Below are 13,096 nucleotides of genomic sequence, written 5' to 3'. Positions count from 1 at the left end.
CGGAGCTCCATGAGTCGCGATTCGCGACCGAAATCAGGCCGCATCCCAAGGGAGAGGAAACGCGACCCGGACACGTCGCGAGCCGGTATTTTTTCCCCGGAGATCTCGATCATGAACATCTCATCGCGTCGTCAGGGATTTACCCTGATCGAATTACTGGTTGTCATCGCCATCATCGCCGTTTTAATCGCCTTGCTTCTGCCCGCGGTCCAGGCAGCCCGAGAGGCGGCCCGCCGCGCCCAATGCACCAATAACATGAAGCAACTGGGCTTGGCGGTTCATACCTACGCCTCGCTCAACAACTGCTTCCCTCAACTGATGACCAATATTCCCAAACCGATTGCGTCCCCAGTTGCCGTCCAGCGACCGCTAAGTTGGGCGGTCTCGTTGCTGCCGGGGATGGAGCAACAGCCGCTTTTCAATGCCGTAAATTTTAGCTTCGGCGCGGACGAGCCTTACAATTATGTCACTGTGACCTACTCGAAAGTGAGTAGCCTGATCTGCCCCTCGGAGGACCTCCAAGGGCCGCTCATCCCATCCTGGTCAAATTACGCGGGTAATATTGGCGGGCCGTCCACCTTCCTGGCCTACGGCGGGCCTATCGTCGTGATGGCCAACGACAACTACGGCAACCCAGGCGGCACCAACAACGTGACAGGACCGGTTGGCATCCATTCGGTCACCGACGGCTTGTCCAACACGGGCATGTTCAGCGAAAAGTTGGTCGGGCTCTCGAACACAACGCAGCAGGTGATCGCCGGGTCGCGAAATGCCCGACGGGTCACCTTCCAACTCAAAAGCCCGATCACATCCAACAACGGCAATGGCGCTCAAGCCCTCGCTGTTTACAATGAGTGCAAAAATGTGCCCCAGTCGAATCTCCCGCCCGCCGGCAACAACCAATATAATGGGATGCTCTGGAGCGGGGCACGCTGGAATACGCTCCGGTTCATCGCCTATACGCACGGAATGACGCCCAATGGCCCAGGCTGCCAACCGGTGGGCACCACAGACGGCATCGTCAACCCTTACTATGCAGGCGTCTTCAATTCTTGGATTACGGCGGCCAGCAATCACTCCGGCGGTGTGAACCTCGGCCTGTGCGACGGCTCGGTCAAGTTCATCAAAGATACCATTAATGTCCAGACGTGGTGGGCCTTGGGCTCCCGCAATCAGGGCGAGGTCATCAGCGCGGATGCGTATTGAACACTGATATCGCCCCCAGTCGTGGCCATTGGCTCCTCATCCCTCGCTCTCGTCGGCGAGGCCGTTACTCTCCGAGATCCATTGTCATGAAGTGCCGCAAATTCATCGGTGTCGGACTGTTCATGCTCGCGGTCGTGATCGCCGGCTGTGAAACCAGCAGCGGCGGTCAGGACGGCGCCACGGAAGAACAGAAAAAGGACCCAGCCTGGGTCCGGCAACGGCTCAACGAGCTCGACAGAGACCCCACCATTCCCAAGACGAAACCAGCAACGGCCAAGTAGTCGGGACGATTGGGAGTCCCTCCCTCCCCCCCTGGGATCGCGGGCGACCCGCCCATTCTTCTCTTGAATTCAATCCGAAGCGTGGGCGGATTCCACGAATGGCGGTCCGAACGTGGGCCGGCCGTTGGTTTGCGAATGGCCTGGCTGATGTCGCGTTGGGCTCCTTGACCTCTCCATCAAGCCGGTCGGAAACCGCGTAAAGTCGAATTTGAGGATGATTTATGTTAGACTGAAACTTGTCACTACCGCTGCTTCGCCTCTGCCCCGCTCCGAGCTTGGGATGCGCCTCTTGATCGACGGCTACAACGTGATGTTCGCCCAGGGCCTCGTGGGGAAGCGGGTCGGTCCCGATCACTTCCGTAAGGCGAGGACTCTGTTTCTCAACAAGCTCTCCGACGCGCTCGGACCTCTGGAAGCACACCTGACCACGGTCGTTTTCGACGCCGCCACCCCGCCGCACGACCTCCCTCCTCAATCACGCCACAAAGGGATGACGATCCTCTACGCCGTCAACGACGAGGATGCCGACCAGCGAATCGAAATGCTGATCGCCGCGCATTCCGCCCCCAAAACACTGACCGTCGTCTCCTCCGACAATCGGATCCGGCAGGCGGCCACCAGGCGCAAAGCCAAGGTCCTGACCGCCGACCTGTTCCTGGCCGATATCGAATCGCGGAAGCGAAGTCCGCGTGAGGTCCCCCCCCCGCCCAATCCGGAAAAGGCGCGCGGGCAAACGCTCTCCTCGAGCGAATCGGCGTACTGGCTCAACGAGTTCCGCGACATTGAGGAAATGCCGGAGACCCGGGCCATGATGGGCAATGAGATGGGGTTTCCGACCGACGCCGAGATTGCCGAGATCGAACGCGAGATCGAGCGGGAGTTCCGCGAAGGCAAGGGAAATCATCGCGGGAAGTGAGGGGGCAAGACAGGCTCGCCGGTTGCGGGAACCCCTTGGTGGAATGACCTGATTCGACGGCTGGGGTCTGGAACCGGGACGAAGCCCTATGGTAAAACCGCCTCGGGGATAGACGGCGCGAGCCGATCGATCCGCGGCGAATGGTCCACGAAGGGTTCGGCGAAATATGAAAGTTCACGAGTATCAGGCGAAAGACCTGCTGCGATCGGCAGGGGTCGCGGTCCCTGACGGGATTGTCATCACCTCCGCCGAGGAGGCCGGCGCCGCGTTCGATCAGTTGAAGGAGGGCCTGATCGTCGTCAAGGCCCAGGTCCACGCCGGTGGACGAGGCAAAGGGGTCGCCATCGGGCCGAACGACGACCGCGCCAAGGCGCTCGAGATCGCCAGCGGGCAAGCGCCTCGCCCCGACGGCATGGCCAAGGGGGTGCAGCTCGTCCGTACCCGCGAGGACGCCATCAAGGCGGCCGCCAGCCTGCTCGGGAAGACGCTCGTCACCTACCAGACGGGCGCTGAGGGCCAGGCGATCTCCAAGGTGCTGATCACTGTCGGACACGACATCGTCCGCGAGCTCTACCTCGGCCTGGCGTTCGACCGCGCCTTGCAGTGCCCCGTGTTGATGGCCTCGACCGAGGGCGGAGTTGAGATCGAGACGATCGCCCACACGCACCCGGAAAAGATCCACCGCGAACCGATCGACGTCGGACTCGGCCTCGCCGGGTTCCAGGCCCGCAAGGTTTGCCAGGTGCTCGGGTTGAAGGGGGAGACCGCCAAGAAGGGTGAAGTCTTCCTCAAGAACTTCGTCAAGCTCTTCCTCGAGACCGATGCCTCGCTGGCGGAAATCAACCCCTTGATCGTGACCGACAAGGGCGACGTGATGGCGCTCGACTGCAAGTTCAACTTCGACGACAACGCCATGTTCCGTCACCCCGCCATCGCCGCCTTGCTCGACGTGGCGGAGGAAGACCCCGCCGAGCTGCGCGCGGGCAAGAGCGGGCTGAGCTACGTGAGCCTTGATGGCAACATCGCCTGCCTGGTCAACGGGGCAGGGCTGGCCATGAGCACCATGGACTTGATCAAGTACCACGGCGGCGAGCCGGCCAACTTCCTCGACGTCGGTGGCGGAGCGAGCAAGGACCAAGTGCTCGAAGGGTTCCGGATCCTCCTGTCCTCGCCGCGGGTCAAGGCGGTCCTGGTCAACATCTTCGGCGGCATCATGAAGTGCGACATCATCGCCGCGGCCCTGTTGGCCGCCTACAGCGAGCTCGACTTCCGGGTCCCGCTGGTCGTCCGCCTCGAAGGAACGAACGTCGAGGCCGGTCGGAAGATGATCGAAGAGAGTGGCCGGAACATCATCACGGCCACGGGCCTGACGGACGCCGCCGAGAAAGTTGTCGCCGCTGCCAAAGGGGCCGCGTAAATTCCATTCCCTCCTCGCCGGTGGTCGTTGGTCGCTCGACGCGCCGGCCGTCTCCCTTGCCGATGGCGTGGAATTACGCCCTAAAGAGGATTCGACGAATGAGTATCTTGGTCGATAAGAATACGCGGCTGATCTGCCAGGGGATCACCGGCAAGGCGGGCAAGTTCCACTCCGAGCAGTGCCGCGACTACGGCACGACCCTCGTGGGCGGCGTGACCCCCGGTCGAGGGGGCGAGTCGGTCCTGGGCGTCCCCGTCTTCGACACCACGTCCGAAGCCGTCAAGGCCACGGGCGCCAACGCCACGATGATCTTCGTGCCGCCGCCAGGCGCGGCCGACGCGATCCTCGAAGCGGCCGACGCGGGGATCCCCTTGATCATCGCCATCACCGAAGGCATCCCGGTCCTCGACATGGCCCGCGCGGTGGCTTACTTGAAGGCCCACCACCCGAACACGACGCTGATCGGCCCCAACTGCCCCGGGGTCATCACGCCTGGCCAGTGCAAGATCGGGATTATGCCCGGCTACATCCACAAGCCCGGCAAGGTCGGCGTCGTCAGCCGCTCGGGCACCTTGACCTACGAAGGGGTCTGGCAGCTCACCAACCTCGGGATCGGTCAGAGCACCTGCGTCGGGATCGGCGGCGATCCCATCAACGGGACCGACTTCGTGGCCGCGCTTCGGCTCTTCGAGGCCGACCCCGACACCGAGGCCGTCTTGATGATGGGTGAGATCGGCGGCAACGCCGAGGAGCAGGCCGCCGCGCTCAAGAAGTCGGGCGAGTTCACCAAGCCGCTGGCCGCGTTCATCGCCGGCCAGACCGCTCCTCCCGGCAAGCGGATGGGCCACGCCGGGGCGATCATCTCGGGCGGTTCCGGCAAGGCGTCCGACAAGATCGACGCGTTGGAAGACGCCGGCATCCGCGTCGCCAAGAGCCCCGCCGACATGGGCGCCGCCCTCAAGGCCGCCCTCAAAGGTTGATATCACGATTTCCTCGTAGCACGAGGGAAATCGGCCGGAGATCGAGGGACAGGGAGCTCACGCTCCCTGTTTCTTTTGGTGTCGTGAGCGAAGACGAAGTTGGTGGGCGATCCCCACGCGACCGGAGCATTTTCCTTTGATGTCCGACCCGGAGCATCGCAACCCCTGGACGACGCTGGAGAGCCGGCTCGTTTATGAGAACCCTTGGATCGCGGTGCGGGAGGACCAGGTCCTCCACCCCAACGGCGCGCCGGGGATCTACGGGGTCGTCCAGTTCCGGAACCAGGCCGTCGGCGTCCTCCCGGTGGATGAGCAGGGGAGGATCTGGCTGGTCGGCCAGTATCGCTACCCGCTCCAACGGTACTCCTGGGAGATCCCCGAGGGGGGAGGACACGCCAGCGAGTCCCCCGAGGACGCTGCCAGACGCGAGCTCCGCGAGGAAACGGGGCTAACCGCCGGGCGGCTCGAGTTGATCGCGAAGTCGCACTTGTCGAACTCGGTGAGCGACGAGCTCGGGTTCATCTACCGAGCGACCGAGTTGGAGCAAGGGATCAGTGAGCCCGAAGGATCGGAACGGCTGCAAGTCCGCCGCGTCGAGTGGTCCGAAGCCTGGGCCATGGTTCAAGACGGCACGATTACCGACTCGATGAGCGTGATCGCCCTTCTCCACGAGGCGGTCCGCCGTGGGGGCACCCACCCGCCCCGCGCGACCGGGATCGCCTGACGATTTGCAGGTGCTCCTCCAAGATGGTGGGCCGGGCCCACCCTACAAAACGGAAAATACCCATCTGTGTTCTCTGGTACGTAGCGGGCGGGTCGCCCGCGGTCCCAGGGAGGTTCGGATCAGTGACTTTGCAGTACCAGGCGATCAACCAGAGCGACGGAGCCAAATAAGATCGTTTGATGCGAGGCCAAACCGTAAACGTCAACATGAGTCTTAGCGCTGAGCATAGTTGCGGGAACCCAGGATCGCCTGGACGGGGAAGTGCTTTCCAGGGCAGGCCGTGGGGGAAGCGGCGAGGGTGGCATGGGTGCCGATCCGATCACCAGTGATTTGATAGCGGTCGCCCAGGTAGTCGATCAACGCTTTGGAGGCCTCGATTTGACGCGGGGTGGGACCGGCGCTGTCGAGGTCACCGACAAGGCAGATGCCGATCCCGTATTCATTCACCTCGCTGGTCTTGCCATCGCGGCAGTGAACGCCGTGCTTCTGGTTCGACCACCGCTGGGCAACCTCGACCTGGCCGTCGGGGCTGCCCGTTCCGTTGCCGATGACGAAGTGGTAGCCGCACCCCTCCCACCCGAGCACCTTGCGGTGCTCGCGGTCGATCTCGTTGAGGCCTCCCGAGGCGTGGGCGCTGTGGTGCATCACCACGTACTTCCACGGTCGATCGGCTTTGGGTGGGGTGAAGAGATCGTCAGGGTCATTGACGAAAGGGCGGAGTCGCTCCCTTAGCGAGGCCTCCCTTGGGCGTCCAAAGAGGCTGCGTCGACCGGTTCCCTGCGAGGTGCTCGGCGTATTCCGGTTGGGAGCGAGGCTCGAGCTCGGGCCGGGGCTGGCGGTCGGGGGAGCCTCATTGGCCGGGGTCAGTTCCAGAGTCGGCTCTTCGGGCACGGCATTGGGCCGGGGGGGCGAAATACCCGCGGGCTTGACGGGCTCGTCGATCCGGGGAGACACGGGGGCGTCGAGCGAAGGAGTCGCCGACTCGAACGTCGAGGAGCCCGGGGCGGCGGGCAGGATTGTCGGCGCCGTCTCAATCGTGGTCTGGCTCGACCCAATCGTGGTCCCACCACAATTCCCGCTCGGGCAATTGTTGGGAATCAGCACGGGCCGAAGGACCCGGGTTCGGGGCGACCGAAAGATCGGACGCATTGCGCTCCGGCGTTGGCTGCAACCCAAGGACGTCGACATGAGCATGGCGGCGGCCAAGAGTATCATCCCGCGACGCGGGCGCAGAACGAACGAGGCCAGCGGATGCAGGACCATTTGCAAATCTCCATACCAGGGTTCGGGGGATCCTCTTGGTGAAGCGCTCTGTCAGGCTTCACACCAAGAGAAGCAAGCGGGATGCCGAACGTGCTTGGAACCCTCTCGAAGTGGCTTCTCCCGGATCCCTGCTTTCGACTCAAGTCTACACTCCGTTTGGCCGAGTGCGTCGCGAGCTCGAAGATTTTTACTTTTTTTCTTCAAGTCCGCGATCGAGCCGGCCGAGAGCCCTTTGTAAAACCCTCTTTCCCCGGTTTGTAGAAGGGATCAACCGAGCAATCACTCCCCCGAACCGCCAGGATCCGCCCAGCCGTTGCAATCGTTCGCCGATCCGCCCGCGCTGGCCACAACGGCGCAATCGCGTTATCCTGAAAGGGCGTGAGGAATAGGCCCCCGAACCTGCGGAGGGCTTTCTTTTTTTTGTCAGGCTCACGTGCTGCGCTAAGCTAAGGTGGGGAGAGCGTCGGTCATGCCCGCATATCACGTCCAGCGGATCGAGAAGAAGTGGCAAGCCTACTGGGAGCGGAACAAGACGTTCCGGACCCCTGACGTCTCGCCGGGCAAACCCAAGCTCTACGTGCTCGACATGTTCCCCTATCCCAGCGGCGCGGGCCTCCACGTCGGCCATCCCGAAGGGTACACCGCAACCGATATCGTTTGCCGGTACAAACGGATGCGCGGGTTCAACGTGCTCCACCCGATGGGCTGGGATGCCTTCGGACTCCCCGCCGAGCAGTACGCCATCAAAACCGGCACACACCCCCGGATTACCACGCAGAACAACATCGATAACTTCCGACGCCAGATCAAGTCGCTCGGCTTCTCCTACGACTGGGACCGCGAGATCGATACCACCGACCCCCACTACTACAAGTGGACCCAGTGGATCTTCTTGCAGCTCTTCGACACCTGGTACGACCCCGACTTCGCCTGGACCGACCCCGACGGCCGATCCCGCACCGGGAAAGGGCGGCCGATCGCCGAGTTGCCGATCCCCGAAGGCACAACCGATCCTGCCGCTTATCGCGATTCAAAGCGTCTTGCCTATCGCGCCGAGGTCCCCGTCAACTGGTGCCCCGAGCTCGGGACGGTGCTGGCGAACGAGGAAGTGATCGACGGCAAGAGCGAGCGGGGGAACCACCCGGTCGTCCGGATGCCCCTCAAGCAGTGGATGCTCCGAATCACCGCCTACGCCGACCGACTGGCCGAGGAGATCGAATTCGTCGATTGGCCCCGGGCCATCAAGGAAATGCAGCGCAACTGGATTGGCCGGAGCGAAGGGGCCGAGGTCGATTTCTTCGTCGGGCCGGATGTCAGCCAATGGCGTGAAGCACGTCGAGCCGGCGGATGGCCCGAGTCGCCGGGCAGCGATGCAATCCGCGTCTTCACCACCCGCCCCGACACGCTCTTCGGGGCCACCTACATGGTACTCGCCCCCGAACACCCGTTGGTCGATCGCCTGACGACGCCCGAACAACGCGAGGCCGTCGAGGCGTACCGACGCGCCACCAGCGGTAAGAGCGACCTCGACCGAACCGACCTGGCCAAGACCAAGTCCGGGGTGGCGATCGGCGCGTCGGCCGTCAACCCGGTCACTGGGCAGTCGGTCCCGATCTGGATCGCCGACTACGTGCTGATGGGCTACGGCACCGGCGCCATCATGGCCGTGCCCGGCCACGACATCCGCGACTTCGAGTTTGCCCAAAAGTTCGCGCTGCCGATCCTCCGCGTGGTCGCCCGCTCGGCCGACCTCGCCGGGGCAGCGCTCGAGACCGCCGAGTCGGAATACGGAATCGCGGTCAACTCCCACGGAGGCGTCGACGGCGTCTCCATCGACGGACTGCCGACCGACCAGGCCAAGATCCGCATCACCGCCTGGCTCGAACAACAAGGGCTCGGACACAAAACGGTCAACTACAAGTTGCGTGACTGGTTGTTCAGCCGTCAGCGCTACTGGGGCGAGCCGTTCCCGATCCTGCTCGGTGAAGGGGAGACCCTGAAGGCCGTCCCCGAGGCCGAGCTGCCGGTGCTCTTGCCCGAGCTCGCCGACTTCCGTCCCTCGGGCAAGCCCGAGCCGCCGCTAGGGAAGGCGACGGACTGGATCCAGTACTCCAGCACCTACCAGCGCGAGACCAACACGATGCCCCAGTGGGCCGGCTCGTGCTGGTACTTCTTGCGCTATCTCGATCCGACCAATGACGAGCGCCCCTGGAACCCCGAGCTCGAGAAGTACTGGATGCCCGTCGACCTCTACGTCGGCGGTGCCGAGCACGCGGTGCTCCACTTGCTCTACAGTCGCTTCTGGCACAAGCTCCTCTTCGACCGCGGGCACGTCAGCACCCCTGAGCCGTTCCAGCGGCTGGTCAACCAGGGGATGATCCTGGGCGAGACCGAATACACGGGGTATCAAGACGAGTCGGATCGATGGGTCTCGGTCCCCAAGGTCAAGGAGACTGAGCACGGCCACGCCCACCTCGATGGACACCCGGTCAAGGCGGTGAAGCTCGAGCCCGAGCAGGTGGTCAAGAAGGGGGAGGGGTTCGTGCTGGCCGACGACCCCGAAATCCGGATCGACGCGCGGGCCCACAAGATGTCGAAGGCGCGGGGCAACGTGATCAATCCCGACATCGTCGTCGACGAGTATGGCGCGGATAGCTTGCGGCTTTACGAGATGTTCATGGGTCCCCTGGAGGCCGTCAAGCCCTGGAACATGAAGGGGGTCGAGGGCGTCTTCCGGTTCCTGAGCCGGGCCTGGCGGATGATCGTCGACGCCGATTCCGAAGAGCTGCGGGTCGACTCGAAGGTCCAGGATGTCGCGCTCACGCCCGAGCAGGCCAAGCTCGTGGCGCGGACCGTCGCGGCCGTGTCCGACGACCTGGACGCCATGCGGTTCAACACGGCGATCAGCCGGCTGATGGAGTTCACCAACGCCTTCACCGGCCAGGACGTGCGGCCGAAGTCGGCCATGGAGACGTTTACACTCTTGCTGGCGCCGATGGCTCCGCACATCGCCGAAGAACTCTGGGAGCTGCTCGGCCACGGTGAGACGCTCTCGTACCACCCCTGGCCGAACTTCGACCCCGCGCTCCTAAAGGACGACGAGGTCGAGATCCCGGTGCAGGTCAACGGCAAGGTCCGCGGACGCGTCGTCGTCCCGGCCGATGCGGGGCGCGACGCGATCGAGGCCGCGGCCCGAGCCGATGAGAAGGTGGCCGCCTTGCTCGAGGGCAAGGCGATCAAGAAGGTGATCGTCGTCCCCGGCAAGCTGGTCAACTTCGTCGTCGCCGGCCCTTCGTGATCGAGACGGATGGAATTGACCCTGGCAGTTTGTCAGACGATCCCGAAGCTCTAAAATATCGGGTGTCTAGCTTCGGCGACCTTGGGGGATCGGTTGGGAATGGCACGCTCACGTTATATCGTCGGGATCGATCTCGGGACAACCAACTGCGCCGTGGCGTATGTGGATACTAAGGGGCGGGAACGGCCCACGGCCGACATCCGCCTCTTCTCGGTCCCCCAACTGGTGGCGCCCGGCGAGACGGCGCCTCGGCCGATGCTCCCCTCGTTTCTCTATCTGCCGGGCACGCATGACCTGCCCGCCGGCGCGGCCAGGCTCCCCTGGAAGGACGACGCCGATCGGATCATCGGCGAGTTCGCGCGGATCCAGGGGGCCAAGGTGCCCGCACACCTGGTCGCCAGCGCCAAGAGCTGGCTCTGTCACAGCGGCGTCGATCGCGAGGCGGAGATCCTCCCCTGGGCCAGCCCGCCCGGAGCACGCAAGGTCTCGCCGGTCGAGGCCTCGGCCGACTTCCTCCGCCATATCCGCGACGCCTGGAACGACCAGTTCGCTCGCGATGACCAGACCCTCCGCCTGGAACAACAAGAAGTCGTGCTGACCGTCCCCGCCTCGTTCGACGAAGCGGCCCGCGAGTTGACCGTCGATGCGGCGAAGAAGGCGGGACTCGGAACGATCATCCTGCTGGAAGAGCCGCAAGCGGCGTTCTACTGCTGGATCGTCTCCCACCAGGAAGGTTGGCAGCGCGAGGTGCGCGGCGGCGAGTTGATCCTGGTCTGCGACATCGGCGGCGGCACGACCGACTTCAGCCTGATCACCGTCGTCGAGACGCCGACCGGTCCCGGGTTCCGCCGGGTCGCGGTCGGCGACCACCTGATGCTCGGGGGCGATAACATCGACCTGGCGCTGGCCCACCGGGTCGAGAAGAAGCTGGGCGGCATCAAACTCGACGCCGAGCAGTGGAGCGCCCTGCGGCACGCCTGCCGCACGGCCAAAGAGAAGCTGTTGGGGGACGGGGACCTGCCGGTCGAGCGCTGGCCGGTCACGATCGCCGGTCGCGGCTCGAAGATCATCGGCGGCAGCATCCAGTCGGAACTGACGCGGGGCGAAACGCTTGAGATCGTGCGTGACGGGTTCTTCCCCAAGGTCGCCCGCGGCGAAGAACCAGACCGCGTGACCAAGCTCGGATTGCAAGAGTTCGGCCTGCCGTTCGTTTCCGACCCGGCGATCCCGAAGCACTTGAACGCGTTTTTGCGTCGGCATCGAGCCGAAGTGGTCGGGCAGGGGGGGCACGCTCCCGACGACCGTCCGGCACGACCTGACGCCATCCTCTTCAATGGGGGAGCGCTAACACCCACGGTCGTTCGTGACCGCCTGGTTGAGGTGGTCTCCTCCTGGTTTCCTGACGATCCAGGGGCGCCGTACGCCCCGCGCGTCCTCTCGAATGCGTCGCTCGACCTGGCGGTCGCCTACGGGGCGGCCTACTACGGGGTGGTCCGGCGCGGTGGTGGAATCCGAATCGGCGGCGGAACGGCACGCTCGTTTTATGTCGGCTTCCAGGCCGAAACGGTCGATCGCCCCTGGCTCTGCGTCGTCCCGCGCGATGCCCAGGAAGGGGACGAGATCGCGATCGACAATCGTGACTTCGACCTGCTCATGGGCCAACCCGTCGCCTTTCCGCTGGCGAGCAGCTCGGTCCGTGCCGACGATAAGCCGGGCGACCTGGTCGCCACCGACCCCGACTCGATCCGCGAGCTCCCCCCGCTCCAGAGCCTGATGCGCGTCGGCCGGAAGGCGAAGGCCGAACGCGTCCCGGTGCGGCTGGCCGCCCGAGTCACCGAGGTCGGAACGATCGAGCTCTGGTGCCAGTCGCGCACCGACGACCGCCGCTGGCGATTGCAGATCCAGCTCCGAGGGCCGGCGGGCACTCCCGCTCCATCGGGAACCGTCACCGACCGGGAAAACGATCGCGTCGTGATCGAGCAGTCGATCCTCGACAAGGCGATCGAGGCGATCCAGGTGGCGTTCGGCCCGGTCACCCCGAGCGAGGAATTCGGTCCGTCCCGGCTGATCAAACGGCTCGAGGAGCTTCTCGACGCCCCCCGCGACCAGTGGCCCCCCTCGGCCTTGCGGGCGATGTGGGAGCCGCTGCGCGACTTGGCCGAGGCGCGATTCAAAGGACCAAGGCACGAGTCGCGCTGGTACAACCTGGCCGGGTTCTGCCTCCGCCCCGGGACCGGCTACCCGCTCGACGAAACCCGGATCAAGGCCGCCTGGCCCGTCTTCCACCAGGGGGTCCGCCACGCGAAGGACCTCCAGTGCTGGGCCGAGTGGTGGATCCTCTGGCGCCGGGTCTCGGCCGGCCTGTCGCGCGCCCACCACGACGAGATCTCGCGCCGCCTGGTCCCTTTCCTGGTGCCGAGCAAAGCCGCCGCGGCGAAAAAAGGGGGCCGGCCTCGCCCCGAGGCGCACGAGCTCGCCGAGATGTGGCGGTGCGCCGCCAGCCTCGAGCGCCTTGCCCCCGACCTGAAAGTCTCCTACGGCAACGTACTCGTAAAAGAGCTGTCGCCCCGCGAGGGTGTGGCCCACCACCTCCTCTGGTGCCTCGGCCGACTGGGGGCTCGGGTCTTGCTGTACGGGCCGGCCAACACGGTCGTCCCCCGCGAGGCCGCCGAGCGTTGGACGCGCTCGTTGCTCGAACGTCCGTTCGCCCCCGGCCGCGAGACGACCGACGCCATCTTCGCCCTGGCCCAGCTCGCGCGCGTCTCGGGCGACCGGGCGCGCGACCTGGATGAAGCCTTACGGGCCGAGGTTCTCAAACGCCTCGAAGAACTCGGAGCCGACGAGGTCATCCGCCGCCCCGTGCGCGAGTACCACGAACTCGAAGCGGAGCAACAAGGGCAAGCCCTGGGCGACGCTCTCCCCGTCGGTCTCAGACTCCTGGAGGGGACCGGGACCGCTGGTTTGTGAGACCGGTGAATCTTGGAGATGATTGCAAGTCAGAAAAGTAATGC

The 13,096-nt window shown here is 64.7% G+C and carries 9 protein-coding genes; 8 read left to right on the top strand and 1 reads right to left on the bottom strand.

Annotated elements, in window-relative coordinates:
* Window positions 1-111: 111 nt before the first annotated feature.
* The 6 genes from BUS42_RS29630 (at window position 112) to BUS42_RS29605 (ending at window position 5,524) form a co-directional block, all read left to right on the top strand.
* On the top strand, window positions 112-1,206 hold the full coding sequence (locus BUS42_RS29630; protein WP_074313057.1) for a DUF1559 family PulG-like putative transporter: 1,095 nt from the start codon (window positions 112-114) through the stop codon (window positions 1,204-1,206).
* An 86-nt stretch (window positions 1,207-1,292) separates the two neighbouring features.
* Window positions 1,293-1,487: a hypothetical protein gene (locus tag BUS42_RS29625; protein ID WP_074313055.1), complete on the top strand. Its 195-nt coding sequence runs from the start codon at window positions 1,293-1,295 to the stop codon at window positions 1,485-1,487.
* Window positions 1,488-1,767: 280 nt separating this feature from the next.
* Complete coding sequence (locus BUS42_RS29620) at window positions 1,768-2,403, top strand: NYN domain-containing protein (RefSeq protein ID WP_074313053.1); 636 nt, start codon at window positions 1,768-1,770, stop codon at window positions 2,401-2,403.
* A gap of 166 nt (window positions 2,404-2,569) precedes the next feature.
* Complete coding sequence (gene sucC, locus BUS42_RS29615) at window positions 2,570-3,820, top strand: ADP-forming succinate--CoA ligase subunit beta (protein WP_074313051.1); 1,251 nt, start codon at window positions 2,570-2,572, stop codon at window positions 3,818-3,820.
* Between the two features lie 98 nt (window positions 3,821-3,918).
* A complete protein-coding gene (gene sucD / locus BUS42_RS29610; protein WP_074313049.1) occupies window positions 3,919-4,800 on the top strand; it encodes a succinate--CoA ligase subunit alpha in 882 nt (293 codons plus the stop codon).
* 139 nt (window positions 4,801-4,939) lie between these two features.
* The gene (locus BUS42_RS29605) at window positions 4,940-5,524 is read left to right on the top strand and encodes an NUDIX domain-containing protein (protein ID WP_074313047.1); all 585 of its coding nucleotides are present in this window, start codon (window positions 4,940-4,942) and stop codon (window positions 5,522-5,524) included.
* Window positions 5,525-5,737: 213 nt separating this feature from the next.
* Here BUS42_RS29605 and BUS42_RS29600 read toward each other — a convergent pair whose 3' ends face one another.
* Window positions 5,738-6,787, bottom strand: a complete 1,050-nt coding sequence (locus BUS42_RS29600) for an N-acetylmuramoyl-L-alanine amidase (protein WP_074313045.1) — start codon at window positions 6,785-6,787, stop codon at window positions 5,738-5,740.
* A 469-nt stretch (window positions 6,788-7,256) separates the two neighbouring features.
* Here BUS42_RS29600 and leuS point away from each other — a divergent pair, with 469 nt between their 5' ends.
* Window positions 7,257-10,085 (top strand): leucine--tRNA ligase, encoded by a 2,829-nt coding sequence (leuS, locus tag BUS42_RS29595; protein ID WP_074313043.1) that lies wholly within the window; start codon window positions 7,257-7,259, stop codon window positions 10,083-10,085.
* A 99-nt stretch (window positions 10,086-10,184) separates the two neighbouring features.
* A complete protein-coding gene (locus tag BUS42_RS29590; protein ID WP_074313041.1) occupies window positions 10,185-13,052 on the top strand; it encodes an Hsp70 family protein in 2,868 nt (955 codons plus the stop codon).
* Window positions 13,053-13,096 lie beyond the last annotated feature (44 nt).

This window comes from Singulisphaera sp. GP187, assembly GCF_900129635.1.
GTDB lineage: Bacteria > Planctomycetota > Planctomycetia > Isosphaerales > Isosphaeraceae > Singulisphaera.
Note: the sequence above shows the minus strand (reverse complement) of the source record. Positions and strands in the feature narration are given on the sequence as shown.

Coding starts and splice junctions, on each gene's coding strand:
- BUS42_RS29630 (WP_074313057.1), top strand. CDS start 112: ATGAACATCTCATCGCGTCGTCAGGGATTTACCCTGATCGAATTACTG.
- BUS42_RS29625 (WP_074313055.1), top strand. CDS start 1,293: ATGAAGTGCCGCAAATTCATCGGTGTCGGACTGTTCATGCTCGCGGTC.
- BUS42_RS29620 (WP_074313053.1), top strand. CDS start 1,768: ATGCGCCTCTTGATCGACGGCTACAACGTGATGTTCGCCCAGGGCCTC.
- sucC (WP_074313051.1), top strand. CDS start 2,570: ATGAAAGTTCACGAGTATCAGGCGAAAGACCTGCTGCGATCGGCAGGG.
- sucD (WP_074313049.1), top strand. CDS start 3,919: ATGAGTATCTTGGTCGATAAGAATACGCGGCTGATCTGCCAGGGGATC.
- BUS42_RS29605 (WP_074313047.1), top strand. CDS start 4,940: ATGTCCGACCCGGAGCATCGCAACCCCTGGACGACGCTGGAGAGCCGG.
- BUS42_RS29600 (WP_074313045.1), bottom strand. CDS start 6,787: ATGGTCCTGCATCCGCTGGCCTCGTTCGTTCTGCGCCCGCGTCGCGGG.
- leuS (WP_074313043.1), top strand. CDS start 7,257: ATGCCCGCATATCACGTCCAGCGGATCGAGAAGAAGTGGCAAGCCTAC.
- BUS42_RS29590 (WP_074313041.1), top strand. CDS start 10,185: ATGGCACGCTCACGTTATATCGTCGGGATCGATCTCGGGACAACCAAC.